Source organism: Streptomyces sp. TLI_105, assembly GCF_900105415.1.
Taxonomy (GTDB): Bacteria; Actinomycetota; Actinomycetes; order Streptomycetales; family Streptomycetaceae; genus Streptomyces.
On record NZ_FNSM01000001.1, the window covers coordinates 2,243,743 to 2,263,750 of the forward strand.

The 20,008-nt window shown below is 72.7% G+C and carries 18 protein-coding genes; 8 read left to right on the plus strand and 10 right to left on the minus strand.

Annotated features, from left to right (window positions below):
* Window positions 1-83: 83 nt before the first annotated feature.
* Window positions 84-731 carry an isochorismatase family protein gene (locus BLW86_RS10120; protein WP_093873729.1) on the minus strand — a complete coding sequence of 216 codons (648 nt, stop codon included), beginning with the start codon at window positions 729-731 and terminating at the stop codon, window positions 84-86.
* 26 nt (window positions 732-757) lie between these two features.
* A complete protein-coding gene (locus BLW86_RS10125) occupies window positions 758-1,555 on the minus strand; it encodes an SDR family oxidoreductase (RefSeq protein ID WP_093873730.1) in 798 nt (265 codons plus the stop codon).
* A 124-nt stretch (window positions 1,556-1,679) separates the two neighbouring features.
* Between BLW86_RS10125 and BLW86_RS10130 the strand changes: the two genes are divergently transcribed.
* From BLW86_RS10130 to BLW86_RS10165, 7 genes are all read left to right on the plus strand, one after another.
* Window positions 1,680-2,552, plus strand: coding sequence for an aspartyl/asparaginyl beta-hydroxylase domain-containing protein (locus BLW86_RS10130; protein WP_093873731.1), 873 nt, complete (start codon window positions 1,680-1,682; stop codon window positions 2,550-2,552).
* A 183-nt stretch (window positions 2,553-2,735) separates the two neighbouring features.
* A complete protein-coding gene (locus BLW86_RS10135; protein ID WP_093878598.1) occupies window positions 2,736-3,917 on the plus strand; it encodes an acyltransferase family protein in 1,182 nt (393 codons plus the stop codon).
* Between the two features lie 233 nt (window positions 3,918-4,150).
* Window positions 4,151-5,560 (plus strand): MFS transporter, encoded by a 1,410-nt coding sequence (locus tag BLW86_RS10140; RefSeq protein ID WP_256341276.1) that lies wholly within the window; start codon window positions 4,151-4,153, stop codon window positions 5,558-5,560.
* 171 nt (window positions 5,561-5,731) lie between these two features.
* A complete protein-coding gene (locus BLW86_RS10145) occupies window positions 5,732-6,487 on the plus strand; it encodes a thioesterase II family protein (protein WP_093873732.1) in 756 nt (251 codons plus the stop codon).
* A gap of 483 nt (window positions 6,488-6,970) precedes the next feature.
* The gene (locus BLW86_RS10155) at window positions 6,971-7,657 is read left to right on the plus strand and encodes a DedA family protein (protein ID WP_093873734.1); all 687 of its coding nucleotides are present in this window, start codon (window positions 6,971-6,973) and stop codon (window positions 7,655-7,657) included.
* Window positions 7,658-7,728: 71 nt separating this feature from the next.
* Window positions 7,729-8,877 (plus strand): sensor histidine kinase, encoded by a 1,149-nt coding sequence (locus tag BLW86_RS10160; protein WP_256341277.1) that lies wholly within the window; start codon window positions 7,729-7,731, stop codon window positions 8,875-8,877.
* Complete coding sequence (locus BLW86_RS10165) at window positions 8,868-9,512, plus strand: response regulator transcription factor (protein WP_177181623.1); 645 nt, start codon at window positions 8,868-8,870, stop codon at window positions 9,510-9,512. Before BLW86_RS10160 ends, BLW86_RS10165 begins: the two co-directional genes overlap by 10 nt.
* Here BLW86_RS10165 and BLW86_RS10170 read toward each other — a convergent pair.
* On the minus strand, window positions 9,497-10,591 hold the full coding sequence (locus BLW86_RS10170) for a CaiB/BaiF CoA transferase family protein (RefSeq protein ID WP_093873735.1): 1,095 nt from the start codon (window positions 10,589-10,591) through the stop codon (window positions 9,497-9,499). The two genes, BLW86_RS10165 and BLW86_RS10170, sit on opposite strands and share 16 nt — an antisense overlap.
* A 152-nt stretch (window positions 10,592-10,743) precedes the next feature.
* Here BLW86_RS10170 and BLW86_RS10175 point away from each other — a divergent pair, with 152 nt between their 5' ends.
* Window positions 10,744-11,160, plus strand: coding sequence for an organic hydroperoxide resistance protein (locus tag BLW86_RS10175; protein ID WP_093873736.1), 417 nt, complete (start codon window positions 10,744-10,746; stop codon window positions 11,158-11,160).
* 90 nt (window positions 11,161-11,250) lie between these two features.
* Here BLW86_RS10175 and hemL read toward each other — a convergent pair whose 3' ends face one another.
* From hemL to BLW86_RS10210, 7 genes are all read right to left on the minus strand, one after another.
* Window positions 11,251-12,549 (minus strand): glutamate-1-semialdehyde 2,1-aminomutase, encoded by a 1,299-nt coding sequence (gene hemL / locus BLW86_RS10180; RefSeq protein ID WP_093873737.1) that lies wholly within the window; start codon window positions 12,547-12,549, stop codon window positions 11,251-11,253.
* Window positions 12,546-14,591, minus strand: coding sequence for an acetate--CoA ligase family protein (locus tag BLW86_RS10185; RefSeq protein WP_093873738.1), 2,046 nt, complete (start codon window positions 14,589-14,591; stop codon window positions 12,546-12,548). The genes hemL and BLW86_RS10185 overlap by 4 nt, the downstream gene beginning before the upstream one ends.
* On the minus strand, window positions 14,588-15,919 hold the full coding sequence (gene hemA, locus BLW86_RS10190; protein ID WP_093873739.1) for a glutamyl-tRNA reductase: 1,332 nt from the start codon (window positions 15,917-15,919) through the stop codon (window positions 14,588-14,590). The genes BLW86_RS10185 and hemA overlap by 4 nt, the downstream gene beginning before the upstream one ends.
* A 4-nt stretch (window positions 15,920-15,923) precedes the next feature.
* The gene (hemB, locus tag BLW86_RS10195) at window positions 15,924-16,943 is read right to left on the minus strand and encodes a porphobilinogen synthase (protein WP_093873740.1); all 1,020 of its coding nucleotides are present in this window, start codon (window positions 16,941-16,943) and stop codon (window positions 15,924-15,926) included.
* 100 nt (window positions 16,944-17,043) lie between these two features.
* Window positions 17,044-17,844, minus strand: a complete 801-nt coding sequence (locus BLW86_RS10200) for an aspartate/glutamate racemase family protein (RefSeq protein WP_093873741.1) — start codon at window positions 17,842-17,844, stop codon at window positions 17,044-17,046.
* Window positions 17,813-19,156, minus strand: coding sequence for an FAD-dependent oxidoreductase (locus tag BLW86_RS10205; RefSeq protein WP_093873742.1), 1,344 nt, complete (start codon window positions 19,154-19,156; stop codon window positions 17,813-17,815). The genes BLW86_RS10200 and BLW86_RS10205 overlap by 32 nt, the downstream gene beginning before the upstream one ends.
* Window positions 19,153-19,932, minus strand: coding sequence for a maleate cis-trans isomerase family protein (locus BLW86_RS10210; RefSeq protein ID WP_093873743.1), 780 nt, complete (start codon window positions 19,930-19,932; stop codon window positions 19,153-19,155). The genes BLW86_RS10205 and BLW86_RS10210 overlap by 4 nt, the downstream gene beginning before the upstream one ends.
* Window positions 19,933-20,008: the final 76 nt, after the last annotated feature.

Consider the following 20,008-nt stretch of genomic DNA (forward strand, 5'->3'; position numbering starts at 1 on the left):
CCACGCCCACGAGGACGAGCGACAGCGGGCCGGCCGAAGCCGCGGCGCGCCCGTACACCGGTGTCGCGCCGCGGCCGTCGGCGTCACGCCGCGGCGCGAAGGGACAGCGATCCGATCACCTGGTCCGTGGTCACCACCGAACCGCACCTCTTGGCGGTGTAGTCCAGGGCCAGGAGGTGCTCGTCCCGGCTGAAGTCGGCCGTGGCGTCGGCGACCATGAACGGCTGGATGTCGTTCATGAACGCCTCGGCGGCGCTGAGCATGCACCCCATGTGGGCGTACACGCCGACGACGATCAGCTGGTCCCGCCCGTGGTGCTTGAGCAGTTGGGCCAGATCGGTCCGCTGGAACGCGGAGTAGCGCCACTTGGTGACGAAGATGTCCTCGTCGCCGGGGGTCAGTTCGTCGATGATCTCCGCATCACGGCCGGAGCTGAGTCCACTGCCCCAGAAGTCCGACAGCAGGCCGCGCCGCGACGGGTGCTGGTTCCCGGGCTGAGCCGTGTACACCACCGGGACGCCGGCTTCCTGGCACGCCCGCCGGATGGCGGCCATGTTCCCGATCGCCGTGGATATCGGCTCCGCCCGGCGGTCGTAGGCGTCGATGAAGTACTTCTGCATGTCGTGGACGAGCAGGGCGCACCGTTCCGTGTCCAGCTGCCACGGAACGCGGTTGGCGGTCAGCTCGCCGAGGGAGGGAAGGTCGTACGCGGGAATGGGGGGAATCGCCATCGGGCGTCCTTTCCGTTGATCGGTCGTCACATGTCCAGAGTGGCGCCGCCGTCGACGCGGAGGTCGTGCAGCGTGATGTGGCGTGCGGCGGTGGAAGACAGGAAGAGCGCCGCGTCGGCTATGTCCTGCGGCTGGGCGACACGGCGCAGGGGGATCCCCAGCCGGTACGCGGTGGGGTCACCGGCGATCGTCGAGTCCATGTCCGCGGTGCCGGTCCAGCTCTGGTGCAGCATCGCGGTGTCGGTCGAACCGGGCGACACGAGGTTGCACCGCACGCCCCGGCCGGCGACCTCGAGTCCCAGGCACCGTACGAACGCGGAGGCGGCGGCCTTGGACGCGGCGTAGGCACTCATGCCCACCCGGGGGGTCGACGCCGCGTTGGAGCTGATGACGGTGATCGCCCCGTGTCCACGGGAGACCATGCGCCGCGCGGCCTCCGAGGCGACGAGCATGGTGCCCGTCGCGTTCGTCGACAGACACCGTTCCCAGGCCTCTTCGGCGGCTTCGAGCGCCGGCCCGGTCGACAGCCGGCCGGCGGCGTGGACCACGACGGAGACGCCCCCGGCGGCGGATTCGGAGAGGTCGAACGCCTCGCGCACGGCGGCGCGGTCGGTGATGTCCGCGCAGACCGCGTACGCCTTCGCCGCACGACGTTCCTGGATCTCCGTGGCGACGGCATGGACCCGTTCGTCGACGTCCCAGAGCACGACCCGGGCATCCGCGGACGCGAACGCCTCGGCGACCGCCCGTCCGATACCTCCGGCGGCGCCCGTGACGATCACGCTCGCACCCGTCACGCCGTCGATCTGTCTACCCTGATTCATGAAACCTAGACTATCACTGGGTTGGTTGTTACGGTAGGCCGCACCCCGGACGGCACACATTCGGCACAGCGCCGTGCCCATGCCTCCGTGTCTTCCGCACCTGTTTCGCGACCTGGAGGGTCGGATGCGCTCACACATCCTTGGCAAGATCGAACTCGATCAGACCCGGCTGTCCCCGGATCTCGCATACCTGGCCGCGGTTCCGACCGTGGAGGAGGAGTACGACGAATTCAGCAACGGTTTCTGGAAGCACGTCCCCCTGTGGAACGCCTCCGGGGACAGCGAGGACCGGCTCTACCGCGACCTCAAGGACACCGCCGCCCGGCCGACGGCGCACGTGGAACACGTCCCGTACCTCAAGGAGATCGTGACCACGGTCTTCGACGGCGCGCACCTGCAGATGGCGCGGACCCGGAACCTGAAGAACGCCATCGTCATCCCGCACCGCGACTTCGTGGAGCTGGACCGCGCGGCCGACCGCTACTTCCGCACCTTCATGGTGCTGGAGGACAGCCCGCTCGCCTTCCACTCCAACGAGGACACCGTCATCCACATGCGCCCGGGCGAGATCTGGTTCCTGGACGCCGCGACGGTGCACTCCGCGGTCAACTTCTCGGAGATCAGCCGGCAGTCGCTGTGCGTCGACTTCGCCTTCGACGGGGACTTCGACGAGAAGGAGATCTTCGCCGACCCGACCGTCTACGCCCCCGGCGCCACGCCCACCCTGCCCGAGCGCCGTCCGTTCACCGAGGAGCACCACCGGCGGATCCTCGGCCTGGGCCAGGTGATCGAGCGGGAGAACTTCCGGGACGTCCTGTTCATGCTGTCCAAGGTGCACTACAAGTACGACGTGCACCCCAGCGAGACCTACGACTGGCTGATCGAGATCTCGAAGCAGAGCGGCGACGACCAGATGGTCGAGAAGGCCGAGCAGATCAGGGACTTCGCCGTCGAGGCCCGCGCTCTGACCGAGCGCTTCTCCCTGACCTCCTGGTGAGGGTGCGGCTCCGGGCCGCCTGACAACCATCGCCCCCGGTGGCGCGGCGCGTCGTGGATGCGCGCCGGCCGCTGGCGGACCACGGGGCACGTAGGCGGTGTACCTCCTGCCGGTTCCCGGCAGCACGTTGCTGGTTCGACTCCAGCTGCCCCGACCGCCCGACCCAAGAAGGAGCGAGTGAACATGCCCACGGACGGCACAAGCCTGGCGACGACGGAGCCACAGGAAAGACAGGCATCCGCACGGCCGGACGGCCCACGACAGCACCGCCCGAGCCGACTTCCCTCACTGACCGGCCTGCGCTTCCCCGCGGCGTTCATGGTGTTCGTCTTCCACGCCTCGCTGCCGATGCCCCTGGTGCGCCTGCTCGCCGACGACACGGTGGAGCACCGCTTCGCGTGGGCCGTGGGCCCGAGCGGCGCACTCGGTGTGACGTTCTTCTTCGTGCTCAGCGGATTCGTGCTGACGTGGTCGGCCTCCGACGACGACACCGCGCCGTCCTTCTGGCGCAGGCGTTACGTCAAGATCCTGCCCAACTACGTCGTCGCCTGGATCCTCGCGATGGCGCTGTACGCGGCCGCGACGCCGCTCCTGCCCGCGCTCGGCGCCCTGTTCATGTTCCAGGTGTGGACGCCGTACTTCTCCGAGCACCTCCCGGTGAATCCGCCGAGCTGGTCGCTCGCCGTGGAGGCCGTCTTCTACCTGGCCTTCCCGCTGCTGCTGGCCGGGATCAGGCGGATCTCCGCCGACCGGCTGAAGTACTGGATCGTCGGCACGGTGGCGGCGGTCTTCGTCACGCCGCTGGTCACCTACCAGCTCGTGCCGGCCGGCCCGCACGTGATGCCCGGCACGGACGGCACCTCGCCGGTCCACTACTGGTTCGCCTACATCATGCCGTTGCCCCGCGTCCTGGACTTCGCGCTCGGGATCCTCGTCGCCCGGGCCGTGATGCTGAACCGCTGGCGCAACATCGGCATGATCTGGTCCGGTGTCCTGCTCGCCGCCGGATACGTCGCCAGCTACCACGTGCCGTACCTGTACGCCCAGCGCGCGACGTGCCTCATCCCCGCGGTCACGCTCATCGCCGCCGCCGCCGTGGCGGACCGAGACGGCCGCTTCACCCTCTTCCGCAGCCGCGCGATGGTCTGGCTCGGCAATGTGTCCTTCGCCTTCTACCTGCTGCACTTCATCGTGCTCGCCTGGTTCCGGAAGCTGCTGGGGACCGAGATGTACGGGACCGCGACCGGCGTCGCCATCATCGCCGGCGAGGCGGTGGTCACGCTGCTGGCCTCCTGGGCCCTGTACGCCCTCGTGGAGAAGCCGCTGACGCACCGGTTCTCGCGCCCGCGGCGGCAGGCCGGCTGACGGCCCGTCGGCGCCGGACCCCCACCATTGCCCATTAGGCCGCCCGGATGATAGTTTAGTAAGCGGTCGATGATAGGGCCCAGTCGGCCCTCTGCCCCGTCGCAACACCCCGGGACGAAGACGGACGGCCCCATCCGACCGCCGTCGCGGGCCGCTCACTCACCTTTTCATCGCCACTGTCCGACCAGTGCGCCCCCATCCCCCCGCGTCCCCGAACAAGGAACCGAGTACGAGTGACGACGCTACCCGAGCAACCACTTGACGACATCGCAGCCCCGGCCGAGACCAGGAAATCGCGAGACTGGCTCCTGCTGGGCATCTCCCTGGGCTACTTCATGGTGCTGCTCGACACCACCGTCGTCGTAGTCGCGCTCCCGGCCATCGCGGAGGAGTTCCACGCCTCCGTCGACTCCCTCCAGTGGATCTCGAACGGCTACACCCTCACGTTCGCCGCGCTCCTGCTCACCGCGGGCGCGCTGTCGGACAGGCTGGGAGCCAAGCAACTCTTCCTCTACAGCTCCGCCGCCTTCGCCGTGGTCTCCGCCATCTCGATCGCGGCACCCAACTCCCTGTCCCTGATCATCCTCCGGGGACTGCTGGGCCTGTTCGGCGCCGGCCTGCTGCCCACGTCCATGGCCCTGTTCGTCAACTCCTATCCGGATCCGGGCAAGCGTGCCCGGGCGATGGGCGTCTGGGCCGCCATCACCGGCGTCGCGCTGGCGGCCGGACCGCTGATCGGTGGTGTGCTCACCGACTCCCTCGGCTGGCGCGCGATCTTCGCCGTCAACGTCCCGGTGGCCGCGCTCAGCATCGCGATCACCGCGAAGAAGGCGCCCGCCACGGCCCCGAAGCCCGGGCGCGGCCTGGACCTGCCGGGCCAGCTCACCGGAATCGCCTGCCTCGGCCTGCTCACCTACGGACTGATCGCCGGTGGCGAGAGCGGCTTCGGTGACCCGGTGGTCCTGTCGACCCTGGTCGCCTCGGTGGTCATGGGCGTGGCCTTCGTCGTGGTCGAGCGCAAGCGGCGCTCCGACGTCATGCTCCCGATGAGCCTGTTCGGCTCGTCCACCTTCTCGGCGGGCCTGCTCGCCGGACTGCTGGTCAACTTCGGTCTGTCGGGCGCCATGTTCGTCCTGTCGCTGTTCTTCCAGACGATGGACCACGCCAGTGCGATGAAGACCGGTCTGCTGTTCCTGCCGCTGACCCTGCCGACCGCGTTCAACGGCAGCTACGCGGGCAAGCTGGTCGCGAGGATCGGGCCGCGGGTCCCCGCCACCCTCGGGTTCGTCCTGATGGGTGCCGGCACGCTGCTCCAGGTGCCGTTCATGCACGCCGACGCGTCGACGATCGGCAGCATGGCCGGTCTTCTGCTGCTCGGCTTCGGCATCTCCTTCGCGATGCCGTCGCTCATCAGCGCCGTCATCGGCTCGGTGCCCAAGCACCACGCCGGAATCGGCGGCGGAGCGCTCAACGCCTCCCGGCAGACCGGTGCCGTCCTCGGCGTCGCCATCCTCGGCGTGGTCATCGGCTCGGGCGACGGACCGCAGCACTACGGCCTGGCGATGGGCATCGCGGGCGTGCTGCTCCTGGTGGGCGCGCTGGTGGTCGCCGGATTCGTGGGACGGCGCTCCCCCAGCACCTGAGGATGCCCCCGGACCGTGCCGTCGGGCGGCCACCGAGTCGATCGCCCGCCGCCCGGCGGCACACAGGTGCCCCGCGGACACGCCCACCCCCGGGGCGCGTCCGCGGGGCACCGCCCACACCCCGCAGGCCGGAGTCCGGCCGCGCACGTCACCCACGTCCATGGAGTCCCCATGCGCCTGTTCGTGTTCCACCACGCCGGTGGTTCGCACCTCATGTACCGCGACTTGGCCGCCCACTTCCCGGGAGACTGGGAGGTCCACACCCCCGACGCCCCGGGCCGGTTGATGGACGGGCGGGTCCCGCTCGAGCGCATGGACACCCTCGTGGACCACTTCCTCACCGAGCTGGGCACCGGACTCAGCGGTAGGTTCGCGCTGTTCGGCCACAGCATGGGCGCCGCGCTGGGATACGCGCTGACCCGCCGCCTGCTCGACGAGGGCCGCACCCCGCCCGTCTGGCTGGGCGTGTCGGCGCGCATCGCGCCCCTGCCCGCCGCCGACGGCGAGGAGCCGGGCGCGGTCCGGGTCCCGCTCCCCGACGGCCCTTCCGACGAGACCCTGCGGAGCCGGGTCGCCGCCATGGGCGGCACCCCGCAGGGCATCCTGGACGACCCCGATCTGTGGGCCCGGTTCAAGCCCACCATCCACGGAGACCTGCACCTCACCGAGTCGTGGCGCCCGCCCGCCCCCGTCCCGCTCGAGGTACCGATCTCCGCCTTCGCCGGAACGGACGATCCCGTCGTGCCCGTCGAGTCGCTCACCAAGTGGAGCACACTGACCCGGCACTTCCTCGGGCTGCACCACTTCGACGGTGACCACTTCTACTTCCAGGACGATCCCGGCCCGCTCGCCCGCCGGATCCACGCCGACATACGCCGGGCCACCGCCCTACAGGCCACCGCGGCCCCGGGGACCTCCCGGGCGTGACCCGCGGGCGGCACCCCACTGCATGTCCGCGGGGCGGGCCCGCCTTCGAAGGGGAAGCGGCGGCAGGTCGTCGACGTACCAGTCGCCGCAGAACTCCACCAGGTCGACCTCGTGACCGTGGACCAGCGGCGGCTCCATCCAGCCATGGGCATCCTCGTCCCGGACAGATCGAGGCCCGGGCTCCCTCCAGGCCGAGCACCGCACGCCGTACGGGGCGATCGCAGCGGGCGACGCCGACGCGGCGGCCGCCCGCTCGCTCCGGCACATCCGCCACTGCCGCAACATGGCGCTCGGACTGCTCTTCGGCGGGGCGTGAGCACGGACGGGGCCCGCTCCCCCTGCGGTTTTCCGCAGGGTGGCCGGGCGGGAAGCCTCGTACCGGCGCGGATCCGGGATTCCTAGCGTGAGCGGTGCCGGGGCGAGGGGGAACGGTCAGACACCCCCAGGGCCCCGGGAAGTCGCCCGTCACCCTGGAGACCCGCCATGCCCTTCACCGCGCTCGCCCTTCATCCGCCCCTTCCCCCGGCCCTGGCCGGGGAGCCCGCCGACGGGTTCGCCGGATGGGCCGCCGGGCTCGTCGACACGATGGGCGGGCCCGGCGCCGGGCTGGCCATCGCGCTCGAGAACCTCTTTCCGCCGCTGCCCAGCGAGGTGATCCTGCCCCTGACCGGCTTCGCCGCCGGGCAGGGCGTGATCGGCCTGGCCTCGGCGCTGTTCTGGACGACGCTGGGTTCGGTGGTCGGGGCGGTGGCCCTCTACTGGATCGGCGCGCTCTTCGGGCAGCGACGGATGCACGCGCTCTGGGCCCGGCTGCCGCTGGTGAAGGTCTCCGATCTGGAGCGCACCGAGCGGTGGTTCGCCCGGCACGGCACGAAGGCCGTGTTCCTGGGGCGCATGGTGCCGATCTTCCGCAGTCTCGTCTCCGTCCCGGCGGGGGTCGAGCGGATGCCGATGCACGTCTTCCTCGCGCTCACGACGCTCGGCAGTCTCGTCTGGAACAGCGTCCTCGTCATGGCCGGCTACTGGCTCGGGGAGCGCTGGGACCTGGTCGAGGGGTACGTGGGCGTGCTGTCCAAGGCCGTGCTGGTGCTGGTCCTCGTGGCCCTGGCCGCGTTCCTCGCCGTACGGCTCCGGGGGCGCGGGCGCGCCCAGCACCGCCGTACCTCGTGAGCGTGGAGCTGCCGCCCGTGCCGTACGGACGATCTTGTACGGGCCCGGAGGCGGAACTAGGCTGCGGGACCGTGCGCGGGGGCGAAGGCGGCGGTACGGGGGTTCGGTCGGCGGGGCTGCGGTTCGTCGGGGTGGTGCTCGGCTGCCTCAGCGCTCTTCTCGGCGCGCTCTTCCTCGTGGTCGCCGGAGCCGTACTCGGGCCGTGGCCCCGCGCGCGGCGGGTCCTGGTCGCCGGGGCACGGTGGCTCGCGGCGCTGGAGCGGAGCCGTCGCTCGGTCTTCTTCGGCGACCGGTTCCCCGGCCCGTACGAGGTCCCCGACCGGCGGCTCCTGCGGTACCTCGCGGCCCGCGTGGGGACGGGCCTGGTGTCCGGGGTCGTCCTCGGGCTCCTCGGCTTCGGCGCCGTCTTGGCCCTCCTGCTCGTCCGGGGCGTAATCCGGGGCTCGCTCGACTGGACGGAGCTCCTCGGTCAGCTGCTGCTCGGCGGTGTCCTGCTCTTCCTCGACGTCCAGGGGCTGCACGCGCTGACCGCGCTCGACGCCCGTCTCGCGCGCGCGTGCTTCGGGCCCTCCGAGCGGGAACTGCTGCGGCGGCGCATCGACGAACTCGCCCTCAGCCGGGCCGCCGTGGTCCAGGCCGTGGACACCGAGCGCCGGCGGATCGAGCGGGATCTCCACGACGGCGTCCAGCAGCGGCTCGTGGCCCTGGCCATGCTGCTCGGCCGGGCGCGCCGGGGCCGGGGGCGCGACCCGGAGCAGGCGGACGCCCTGCTGTGGCAGGCGCACCGGGAGGCCCAGGACGTCCTGGCCGAGCTGCGGGACGTGGCCTGGCGGGTGTATCCGGCGGCCCTCGACAGCCTGGGGCTCGAAGAGGCGCTCGGCGGGGTGGCCCAGCGCTGCGCGATCCCGCTGCGCGTCCGGTTCGAGGCGGGGGACGCGCCGCTGCCCCGGCCGGTGGAGACCGCCGCGTACTTCGTGGTGTCGGAGGCCGTCACGAACGCCGCCAAGCATTCCTCCGCCTCCGCCGTCTCCGTCCGCGTGACGCGCGTCGGCCCGCTGCTCACCGTGCGGGTCGAGGACGACGGCCGGGGCGGCGCGGACCCGGCCGGAAGCGGGCTCACCGGGCTGCGCAGCCGGGTCGCCGCGCTCGACGGGACCCTGCGCGTCGACAGCCCCCTCGGGGGACCCACCACTCTTGTCGCGGAGCTGCCGTGCGCGTGATCCTGGCCGAGGACTCGACCCTGTTGCGGGAGGGCCTGGTGCGGCTGCTCGTCGAGGAGGGCCACGAGGTGCTCGCCGCGTTCGGCGACGCGGAGGGCCTCGTCGCCGAGGTGGCGGCGCGGCGCCCGGACGTCGTGGTCGCCGACATCCGGATGCCGCCGACCCACACGGACGAGGGGCTGCGGGCCGCCGTGGAGATCCGCGAGCGGCTGCCGGAGACGGGGGTGCTCGTGCTCTCCCAGTACGTCGAGCGCAGCTACGCGGCCCGGCTCCTCGCCGCCGGCGCGGAACGGGTCGGCTACCTCCTCAAGGACCGGGTGGCCCAGGTCGAGGAGTTCCTCGACGCGTTGGACCGGATCCAGGCGGGCGGGGCGGCGATCGACCCGGAGGTCGTGCGCCAGCTCGTCGTGCGCAGCGCCCACGCCGATCCCCTGGCCCGGCTCACCCCGCGCGAGCGGGAGGTCCTGGAGGTGCTGGCCCAGGGGTACACGAACGCGGCGATCGCACGGCAGCTGCACCTCTCGCTGAGCGCGGTGGAGAAGTACCTGGGCGTCGTCTTCGACAAGCTGGAGCTCCACCGGACCGACGGCTACAGCCGGCGGATCCTGGCCGTGCTGCGCTATCTGGAGGCCTGAGCCCATTCGGCCGGCACCTCGTCGGTGTGCTCGCCCGGGAGCGGGGCGCGGCCCGGGGCGTCGGTCGGGGTGCGGTCGAAGCGGGAGGCGGGGGCCGGCTGGAGGGTGCCGCCGACGTCCACGAAGGCTCCGCGCGCGGCCAGTTGGTGGTGCTCGGCCGCCTCGGCGGCGGTCAGCACCGGGGCCACTCCGGCGTCCACGGCGTCGAAGAGCTTGACCCAGTGCTCGCGGTCCCGGGTCGCGAAGCGGGCGGCGATCAGGGCGCGCAGCTCGGGCCAGGCGGCCGGGTCGGCGCGGTCGGGGAGGGTGTCGTCGTCCGTCAGGCCCAGCTGCTCCAGGAGGTTCCGGTAGAGCCGGGGTTCGATGGCGGCGACGGCGAGGTGCAGGCCGTCGGCGGCCGCGTAGAAGGAGTAGTGCGGGGCGTCGGTGACGGTGTGGTTGCCGGGGACCGCGCGCCACTGGTGGATCAGGGTGGCGATCAGGGCGGCGCCGTCCGCGAGGGCGGTGTCGACGACCTGGCCCCGGCCCGAGCGCTCCCGCTCGTGGAGCGCGGCGAGCAGCCCGTGCACATGGGCGTTGGCCCCGCCGGCGAAGCTGGAGAGGTACGCGGTCGGGGGCGGCACCGGCGCTCCGGTGGCGGGGTCGGTGTCGAGGGCGCCGGTCAGGGCGAGGACCGCGAGGTCGTGGGCGGCGCGTCCGGCCCACTCGCCCTGGCCGCCCCAGCCGCTGAGCCGGCCGTACACCAGGCGCGGGTTGCGGGCGTGGGCGGCCTCGGGGCCGATGCCGAGGCGGTCGGCGACGCCGGGGCGGAAGCCCTCGACGAGGATGTCGGCGTGCTCGGCGAGCGCGAGCGCCCGCTCGATCCCCTCGGGGCTCTTGAGGTCCAGGGCGACCGAACGGCGGCCGCGGGAGAGCGGGTTCTCAGCCGGGCGCGCGGCGTCAGGGGCGGGCGGCCCGGCCGGTGCCCGGTCGACCCGTACGACATCGGCGCCGAGACCGGACAGGACGGTGCCGACGAACGCGGTGGGCGCCGAGCCCGCGAATTCCAGTACGCGCACTCCGCTCAGCGGTCCTGCCATGACCAACTCCCTTGAATTCATGGGTTCGTGATGTCCTTCACGCTATTGCGCGTCCCGCCGGGAAGGACTGCGGAGATCCGTAGCGCCGGGAATTCGGCGGCGCCGGAGACTGGGAGGAATTCCTCCTTCTCCGCTTTCGAAAGGAATGACGCATGGCCGTCGTCTACACCGCCGAGGTCGCTTCCACCGGAGACGGGCGCAACGGCGCCGTGCGCTCCTCCGACGGGCTCCTCGATCTGCCGCTGTCGAGCCCCAAGGCCGTCGGCGGTTCCGGCACCGCGACCAACCCCGAGCAGCTCTTCGCCGCCGGCTACGCCGCCTGCTTCCACAGCGCGCTCCGGGTCTCCGCGCGCGAGGCGAAAACCGTGCTCACGGACGACACCGTCACCGCCGAGGTGGCGCTGCACAAGGAGGAGGGCGGCTTCCACCTGTCGGTGGTCCTCACCGTCGAACTGCCCGGGCTCGACGCTGCCGAGGCGCGGCGGCTCGCCGACGCCGCCCACGGCCGCTGCCCGTACTCGAAGGCGATCCGGGGGAACGTCGAGGTGCGGATCGACCTCGCGGCCTGAATCGCCGCAGCCGAGGGAAGAGCCCCCGTGGTCCACGGGGGCTCTTCCTTCTGTACGACCCTGCCGTCAGCCTTCTGTACGACCCCGCCGTCAGCGCTTCGCCGCCGCCGCTGCCGCCGCCGCGGCCGGGAGCGCCTCGACCACCCGGCTCACGGCCCGGTCGTCGTGCGAGGCCGAGATGAACCAGGCCTCGAACGGCGAGGGCGGCAGATAGACGCCCTGTCGCAGCAGCTCGTGGAAGAACGGGGTGTAGCGGTGCGCCTCGGTGGCGCGGACCCCGTCGAAGTCCACCACCTCGTCCTCGCCGAAGAAGACCGAGAACATGGTGCCGGAATACTGCAGCCGGTGCGCCACACCCTCCTTGGTGAGGGCGGCGGAGACCTCGGCGCCGATCGTGGCCGAGACCCGGTCGAGCCGCTCGTACACCTCGGGGGTGCTGTGCCGCAGGGTGGCGAGGCCGGCGGCGGTGGCGACCGGGTTCCCGGAGAGGGTGCCCGCCTGGTAGACGGGGCCGGCCGGGGCGAGGTGGGCCATGACGTCCGCGCGTCCGCCGAAGGCCGCCGCGGGGAAGCCGCCGCCCATGACCTTGCCGAAGGTCAGCAGGTCGGGGGCGACGCCGTCCCGGCCGTACCAGCCGGAGCGGCTGGCCCGGAAGCCGGTCATGACCTCGTCGGAGACGAACAGCGCGCCGTGGCGGGCGGTGATCTCCTTGAGGCCGGCGTTGAAGCCGGGCAGCGGGGGGACGGCGCCCATGTTGCCGGGGGCCGCCTCGGTGATGACGGCGGCGATCTCGTCGCCGATCTCGGCGAAGACCTTCTCGACCGCCGCCAGGTCGTTGTACGGCAGGACGATCGTGTCGCTCGCCTGGGCGCCGGTGACGCCCGGGGTGTCGGGCAGCGCGAAGGTCGCGAGGCCGGAGCCGGCCGAGGCGAGGAGCGCGTCCACGTGGCCGTGGTAGCAGCCGGCGAACTTCACGATCTTGGAGCGGCCGGTGAAGCCGCGCGCCAGACGGATCGCCGACATCGTCGCCTCGGTGCCGGAGCTGACGAGGCGCACCTGCTCGACGGGGGCGACCCGGTCGACGATCTCCTCGGCGAGTTCGACCTCTCCGGTGGAGGGGGCCCCGAAGGAGGTGCCCCGCTCCAGGGCCCTGGTGACCGCCTCGACGACGGCCGGGTGGCGGTGGCCGAGGATCATCGGGCCCCAGGAGCAGATGAGGTCGACGTACTCGTTGCCGTCGCTGTCGGTGAGGTACGGGCCCTGGGCGGAGGCGATGAAGCGCGGGGTGCCGCCGACGGCGCCGAAGGCGCGGACCGGCGAGTTGACGCCGCCGGGGGTGACCTTGCGGGCACGCTCGAAGAGGGCCTTGCTGTTGTCCGTCCCGCTCATCGGGCCGCCTCCTCGTCGCTGAGCGCCGCGTCCAGGACGACCGCGCCCTTCGTGAGGACCCGTACGGGGTTGAGGTCGAGGGCGAAGCCGGCGGGCCAGTCCTGGACCAGTTCGCCGACCTTGTGGAGGAGTTCGGCGGCGGCTTCGACGTCCACGGCCGCCCGGCCCCGGGTGCCGGCGAGCACCTTCGCGCCGCGCAGCCCGGCGAGGAGCTCGGCGCCCTCGCCCGGTGCCAGCGGCAGGAGCCGGTGGCCGACGTCGTCGAGGACCTCGGTGAAGATGCCGCCGAGGCCGGCGGTGAGCACCGGGCCCAGGTCGGTGGTGTGGACCCCGACGATCAGCTCGACGCCTTCGTCGACGAGTTCCTCGACGAGCACCTGGCCGCCGAGCGCGGCGAGCCGGCCGTACGCCTCGGGCGCGGCCTCTGCGGTGACGCCGATCTCGACGCCTCCCGCCTCCGTCTTGTGGAGCAGTCCGGGCACCACGGCCTTGAGCACCGCCGTACCGCCGACCTCGGTCACGGCACGCGCCGCGTCCTCGGCGTCCGTCGCGATCCGGCCCTTCGGCACGGAGATCCCCGCCTCGGCGAGGAGCCGCTTGAGCTCGGGCTCCGTGGCCCCGGCGCCGGGGCCGGGGACCGTCCCGGGGCGCGGGGCGTCCGGGAGCGTACGGGGGCGGCTGACCTCCCAGAGGGCGGCGGCGGCGCGCAGGGCGCGGGCCGGCGTCGGGTACTCGGGGAGCCCGGCCTCGCGCAGGTCGCGCGGGGCGTCGGGGGCGAGGAAGTCGGCGCCGGTGCGGGCGACGAGGATGGGCTTGCCGCCCTTCGCGGCGGCGCGGGAGAGGGCGTTGACGGCCTTCTCGACGTCGGGTCCGGCCATCACGCAGAAGGCGGCGACGATGATGTCGACGGTGTCGTCGGCGATCAGGACGTCGAGGGAGCGGTCGAACAGGGACGGGTCGCTGAGGACGGTGGCCGTGATGTCGACCGGGTTGTCGATGGCCCCGAAGGCGGGGACGATCTCGGCGAGCGCCTCCTTGCTGCGCGGCTCCAGGGCGCTGAGCTCCAGGCCGTGGGCCTCGACGGCGTCGGCGGCGAGGATGCCGGAGCCGCCGGAGGTGGTGACGACGGCGACGCGGTTGCCGACGGGGCGCCGCTCGGACTCGAAGACCCGGGCCACGTCGAGGAGTTCGTCGATGTCCTCGACGCGGACGATGCCGAGGCCGCGCAGGGCGGCGTCCAGGACCCGGTCGTCGGTGGCGAGGGCGCCGGTGTGGGAGGCGGCGGCGCGGCCGCCCGCCTCGGTGCGGCCGGACTTGAGGAGGGCGACGGGCTTGCCGGAGCCGGCCAGTTCGCGCAGCGTCCCGATGTCCGGGGTGTCCTCCAGGTAGCCGAGGAGGCCGGTGACCTCGGGGACTCCGGCCAGTTCGCGGAGGACTTCGAGGGCGGTGACGTCGGCGTCGTTGCCGGTGCTGACCACCCAGCCGGGGCGCAGGCCCCGCTCCAGGGCGAGGCTGGCGGCGCCGAAGCCGAGGGCGCCGCTCTGGCTGACGAAGGCGAGGGTGCCGGGCTCGAAGGGCACGGACTCGGCGCCGAAGAGCGGGCTGAAGGTGGCGAGGACGCGGTTCTCGTAGCCGACGGCGCCGATGCAGTTGGGTCCGATGATCCGCAGGCCTCCGGCGCGGGCCTTGGCGACGACCTCCGCCTGGAGGCGGGCGCCCTCCTCGCCGGTCTCGGCGAAGCCTGAGGAGGCGATGACGGCGAGCTTGACGCCGGCGGCGACGCAGTCGTCCACGGCGCCGGGGACCCGCTCGGCGGAGACCATGATCAGGGCCAGGTCGACGGGGCCCGGGGCGTCCTTGACGCTGGGGTACGCGGGGACGCCGAGGATCTCCGGGGAGCGTGGGTTGACCGGCAGGATCCGGCCCTTGTAGCCGTACCGGAGGAGGTAGTCGAGCGGCTTGCGGCCCAGGGCGCCGGGGCGCTCGCTGGCCCCGATGACGGCGATGGATTCGGCTTCCCAGAGGGCCGAGATGTCACTCATGCGATGGCCTCGATCTTCTTCTCGTTCGGGTCGTTCGTGTCGCTGTCGTGGGGGGATTCCGCCGCGGCGAAGAGGCGGGTGAAGGCGGCTATGTGCCGGGCGCCGTCCGGGTCGGCCGCCAGCTCCCGCACGAGGACGGTGGGCTGGTGCAGGGCCTTGTCGACGATCCGGCGGACGCTGCGGTCGATCTCCTGCCGCGTCGCGCCGTCGAGTCCGTCGAGGCGGCGGGCGAGCCGGTCGAGTTCGGCCTCGGCGGCCTCCGTGGCGGCGGTGCGCAGGGCCGTGAGGACGGGCTTGGCGCCGGCGAGCCGGAGGCCGGTGCGGAACTGCTCGACCTCGGCGTCGATCAGCTCGTGGGCGGCCTGGACGCTGGCGGCGGAGATCTCGTCCTCCTGGCCCTCCTCCGCGATCCGGCGCAGGTCGACGAAGGTGACGCCGGGCAGCTCCGCCGCGGCGGGCGCGATGTTGTGCGGCAGGGACAGGTCGAGCAGGAACAGCTCGCGACCGTCCCGGGCGGCGAGCGCCTCCTCGACGTGCCGGGCGGTGACGAGGTGGCCGGTGGCGGCGGTGGCGCCGACGACGACATCGACCTCGGTGAGCAGCCGGGGCAGGTCCGTGAGGTCGTAGCCCGCTCCCCCGGTGGTCTCGGCGAGCCGCTGGGCCTTCTCCGGGGTGCGGTTGGCGACGTGGACCCGGTCGAGGCCGGAGCGGCGCAGTGCGGCGACGACGACTCCGGCGAAGGCTCCGGCGCCGATGACGAGGGCGGTCTTGCCGTGCAGGGAGCCGACCTTGCGCTCGAAGAAGCCGAGTCCGGCGGTGGCGAGGGAGCGGCCGGCCTCGTTGAGCCCGGTCTCGTTGCGGGCCCGCTTGCCGACCCGCAGGGCGGTCTGGACGGCCTTGGCGAGGACGCGGCCGGTGCGGTCGAGCCGCTGGGACCGTTCGAGGCCCAGTTTCACCTGGCCGAGGATCTGGTCCTCGCCGACCACGACCGATTCGAGTCCGGAGGCCACGGCGAAGAGGTGGCGCACGGCTCCGTCGGCGTGGTGGCTGTAGAGGTGCGGGGCGATCTCCTCGTGGTCGACGCCGGTGTGCTGGGCGAACAGCTCGCCGAGGCCGTCGAGTTCGGAGGTGGAGGCGCGGGTCTCGGCGTAGATCTCCAGTCGGTTGCAGGTGGAGACGACGACGGCGGCGTCGATGCCGTCGACGGAGGTCACGTCGGAGACGAGTTCCTCGGCGGGCCGGTCGGTGCCGGCGAGTCTCTCCAGGAGGTCGAGGGGGGCGCTGGCATGGCTGATGCCGAGGACCAGCATGGAGGAGGACGAGGTCACGGGGTCACCGGTCCAGGCTCTGGGCGAACTCGGAGGCCCAGTAGGTGATGATCTGGGTGGCGCCGGCGCGGTGGATGGAGGCGAGGCTCTCCCGGACGACCTGGTCGCGGTCGATCCAGCCCTTGGCGGCGGCGGCCTCGACCATGGAGTACTCGCCGGAGACCTGGTAGGCGGAGACGGGCACCTGCACGTGGTCGGCGATGAGCCGGACGATGTCGAGGTAGGCGAGGGCGGGCTTGACCATGACCAGGTCGGCGCCCTCGGCGACGTCGAGCGAGACCTCCAGGAGGGATTCGCGGATGTTGCCGGGGTACTGCTGGTAGCCCTTGCGGTCGCCGCGCAGGGTGGATTCGACGGCGTCGCGGAAGGGGCCGTAGAAGTGCGAGGCGTACTTGGCGGAGTAGCCGAGGATGGCCACGGACTGGTGTCCGGCCTGGTCGAGGGCCTCGCGGATGCGGCGGACCTGGCCGTCCATCATGCCGCTGGGGGCGACGATCTGGGCGCCGGCGTCGGCCTGGACGACGGCGGCCCGCGCGTACAGCTCGATGCTGGCGTCGTTGTCGACGTCGCCGTTCGCGTCGAGGACGCCGGTGTGGCCGTGGTCGGTGTACTCGTCGAGGTTGATGTCGCCGATGACGACGGTGGAGTCGCCGACCTCGGCGACGACGTCGCGCAGGGCGACCTGGAGGATGCCGTCCGGGTCGACGGCGCCGGTGCCGGTGGGGTCCTTGTGCTCGGGGATGCCGAAGAGGATGAGTCCGCCGACCCCGTTGGCGACGGCCTCGGCGGCGGCCTTGCGGAGGGTGTCGCGGGTGTGCTGGAAGACGCCCGGCATGGAGGGGATCTCACGCGGTTCGGTGAGGCCCTCGCGGAGGAAGAGGGGCTGGACGAGGTTGGCGGGGCCGACGCGGGTCTCGGCGGCGAAGCGGCGCAGGGCGGGCGTGCGGCGGAGCCGGCGCGGGCGGTAGTAGGGGGCGGTGGGGTCGGTGGCCGCGGTGTTGCGGCCGTAGGCGTCGTACGTCATGGGCGTGACTCCTTCGAGGGCGTGGCGGCATGCGGATACACGTGCGGGTGCGGGGCGGGGAGGGCGTGCGGGGCCCGGGACACGGCATCTCCTGGAGGACCTAGAGGGCCGAGCCGAGGAAGACCTGCTCCAGGTGCTTGGCGACGGGCTCGTCGGGGCGGCTGAACCAGTAGCCGTGGCCGCTGCGCTGGAAGAGCTTCAGCTCGCCCAGCTGGACGAGGGTCTCCGCGAGCTTCACGGCGAGTCCGGCGGGGTCGATCACGGGCAGGCCGTGGAGCTCGTGGATGCCGAGGTGCCAGAGGATCTCGTTGGGGATGCCCTCGGCGGGGATGATGACCTCGGCGCCGGCCCGGGCGGCGCGCTCGGCGGCCGCCGAGTACACCTCGACGAACTCGTCGAAGTCGCCTTCCAGGGAGCGGTGCACGGAGTCCCAGCCGCCGGGCACGACCTCGTACGAGCTGAGCGAGGACTCCAGGCGGTACTGGCGGATGTTGGCCCTGATGGGCTCCTCCAGCGGCGGCATGAAGCCGAGGACGCCGAAGCGCTGGCCGGTGAGCGCCGAGAGGAAGAAGGCCGTCTCGCCGTAGCCGAGGGTCGGGATGGAGGCGAGGTGGCGGGCGTCCCGCAGGCCGGGGTCCTGGCCGGCGGCGATCACCCAGGCGTCGTAGCCCTCCCGCTCCGCGACCAGCGCGGACTCGGAGAAGTGCCGGCTGAAGAGCACCTGGGCGGAGTGGTGGCCGACGAGGCCGAAGGGGGTGCGGTCGGGGTACGTGTCGGCCGGCAGGGTCTTGATGTCGACGGTGGTGCCGGGCGCGGCGATCGCGTCGAGGTGCTCGCGGTACCACTGGTCGAGCAGCGGCAGGCGTCCTTCAACGGTGTGCTTGTGAAACCAGATCCGCATGTGCGTCACCTTTCAGGGGTGGTGGTGCGACGTCGAGAAGTGATGCCTTGAACAGGTAGTCGGTGGCCGCGCGGGGGTCCGCCGCGGTGCGCCTCAGGTCGGCGACGCGGGCGCGGAGTTCGGTCGGGCTCTCCAGACCGGCCGTGCGGGCCTCGCTGCGCGGGATGACGGCCGTCTCGACGATGGAGCGTCGGCGCCCGAGGGCCGTGTCGAGGGGTGCCTCGTCCCCTGTGCCCTCGTGCAGGACGGTGGCGAGGGCCCGGCCGGTCTCCACGGCGTCGTGGATCCCGCAGTTCATGTTCAGTCCGCCGGCGGTGGACGTGAGGTGGGCTGCGTCCCCGGCGAACAGCACCCGGCCGGCCCGGTAGCGCGGCAGCAGGAACCGCGCGAGCCGGTAGGTGTGCGCGTCCGTGACGCGCACGGCCCGTCCGGCGCCGCCCGGCAGGGCCCGGTCGACCCGGGCGCGTACGGCCTCGGGTGCGAGCACCTCGTCGCGGGGCGTCCCGCGCCGGATCCGGAAGATGAGCCGCCAGTGGTCGGGCATCCCGAGTGCGCTGACCGATCCCCGGGGGTCGCGGACGTACGTCAGGGGGGCGAGCCCGGGGACCAGTTCGTCGAGCGGGGCGTCGGTGACCACGCGCAGCGCGTAGTCCGGGTACTCCACGGCCGTGCCGGGCAGCCCGGCGAGTTCGCGCAGCCGGCTCCGGCTGCCGTCGGCCGCCAGGACGTACGGATGGTGGCTGTGGGTGGCCCGCCCCGCCGCGTCCTCGGTGCGCAGCCGCACCCCGTCGCCGGTCTCGCCGGCTCCGGTGACGGTGGCCCCGAACCGTACGTCGGCGAGGCCGGTCGCGGTCAGCGCGTCGAGCAGCAGGGGGGTGAGTCGGGCCTGTTCGACGTGGAGCCGGTACGGATGGCGGGTGTGTCCGGCGAGCAGGGCGTAGTCCAGCTCGGCGTGCACGCCGCCGTCCAGGTCCCGCCACTGGACGCGGTCGACGGTGCGGCCCTGGCCGCGCAGGGCGGCCGCGACGCCGAGTTCGTCGAGGAGGTCGAGGGTGGCGGGGTGGAAGGTGGAGGCGCGGGACTCGGTGGCCAGTTCGTTCCTGGACTCCAGGACGGTCACCGGGATCCCGGCGCGGGCCAGGACGAGCGCGGCGGTCAGTCCCACCGGCCCGGCGCCGACGACGGCGACCGGTGCGTGGAGGGCGGGCCGTCCGTAAGACGCCGGCCCGTGGGACGCCTGCCCGTGGGACGCCGGCCCGTGGGACGCCGGCCCGTGGGACGCCGGCCCGTGGGGCGCTGTATGCCCGCTCACGACACGGCCACGGCGGCGGGCCCGGGGGCACCGGCACGGCCGCCGGTCTTCTCGGCCAGCCGCCGCAGCAGCGGGTGGGCGTCGGGGCCGTCGGCCGGGAGGCCGAGGGTGTCGCGGGCCCACCAGGCGCTCGCCAGGTTGGAGGTGAGCAGGGTGCGTCCGCTGTCCCGGCCGAGCTCGGCGAGGGCGTCGAAGGTGAACATGCCGGTGCCGGTGAACAACAGCGTCGCGTCCTCCGGGAGTTCGGCCTCCCGGACCTGGGCGACGAGTTCCTCGGTGGTCACGTCGTACGGGGAGAAGCGCGCGCCGGCCCGGACCTTGACGATCCGGTCGACCGTGAGTCCGGCCGACTCCCAGTAGGCGTGGGAGAGTTCGGTGAGCCAGGGCTCGTACGGCGAGATGAGCACGAGGCGCTCGGCGCCCACGGCCCGCGCGGTGTCGAGGATGGCCAGGGCGGCGGACCGCACGGGTGCTCCGGCACGCTCGGAGAGCTCCGCGCAGAGGGCGCGGTCGCCTTCGGGGGTGAGGAGGTAGTGCGAACCGGTGCAGGAGACGACGGCCGCGTCGAGACGCAGTCCGCCGAAATTCCCGAGCACTTCGGGAAGCACGTCGTTGTACTTCTCCAGACGACCGCGCAGGTCTTTTCCGGGAAGCACCGGGAATCGCGAGGTGTGGACATTGAACGCGGGGCTTACGAGGCTGCCGATCTCGGGTTCGGCGGCGGCGTTTCCGGACGGAACCACCACACCGAGCCGCGGCGCCGATTGCAGAGCCATGAACGAGTCTCTCCCATCCGTCGGTGCCATTGACATCACCGTACGGGCGGGGTGAGCCGCACATCGATACGGGAAT

Excerpts from the sequence above, each read along its gene's own strand:
- BLW86_RS10120 (WP_093873729.1), bottom strand. The coding sequence starts at position 731 with ATGGCGATTCCCCCCATTCCCGCGTACGACCTTCCCTCCCTCGGCGAG.
- BLW86_RS10170 (WP_093873735.1), bottom strand. The coding sequence starts at position 10,591 with ATGGCAGGACCGCTGAGCGGAGTGCGCGTACTGGAATTCGCGGGCTCG.
- BLW86_RS10210 (WP_093873743.1), bottom strand. The coding sequence starts at position 19,932 with ATGGCTCTGCAATCGGCGCCGCGGCTCGGTGTGGTGGTTCCGTCCGGA.
- BLW86_RS10155 (WP_093873734.1), top strand. The coding sequence starts at position 6,971 with ATGCCCTTCACCGCGCTCGCCCTTCATCCGCCCCTTCCCCCGGCCCTG.
- BLW86_RS10145 (WP_093873732.1), top strand. The coding sequence starts at position 5,732 with ATGCGCCTGTTCGTGTTCCACCACGCCGGTGGTTCGCACCTCATGTAC.
- BLW86_RS10125 (WP_093873730.1), bottom strand. The coding sequence starts at position 1,555 with ATGAATCAGGGTAGACAGATCGACGGCGTGACGGGTGCGAGCGTGATC.
- BLW86_RS10135 (WP_093878598.1), top strand. The coding sequence starts at position 2,736 with ATGCCCACGGACGGCACAAGCCTGGCGACGACGGAGCCACAGGAAAGA.
- BLW86_RS10175 (WP_093873736.1), top strand. The coding sequence starts at position 10,744 with ATGGCCGTCGTCTACACCGCCGAGGTCGCTTCCACCGGAGACGGGCGC.
- BLW86_RS10200 (WP_093873741.1), bottom strand. The coding sequence starts at position 17,844 with ATGCGGATCTGGTTTCACAAGCACACCGTTGAAGGACGCCTGCCGCTG.
- BLW86_RS10185 (WP_093873738.1), bottom strand. The coding sequence starts at position 14,591 with ATGAGTGACATCTCGGCCCTCTGGGAAGCCGAATCCATCGCCGTCATC.
- BLW86_RS10130 (WP_093873731.1), top strand. The coding sequence starts at position 1,680 with ATGCGCTCACACATCCTTGGCAAGATCGAACTCGATCAGACCCGGCTG.
- hemB (WP_093873740.1), bottom strand. The coding sequence starts at position 16,943 with ATGACGTACGACGCCTACGGCCGCAACACCGCGGCCACCGACCCCACC.
- hemL (WP_093873737.1), bottom strand. The coding sequence starts at position 12,549 with ATGAGCGGGACGGACAACAGCAAGGCCCTCTTCGAGCGTGCCCGCAAG.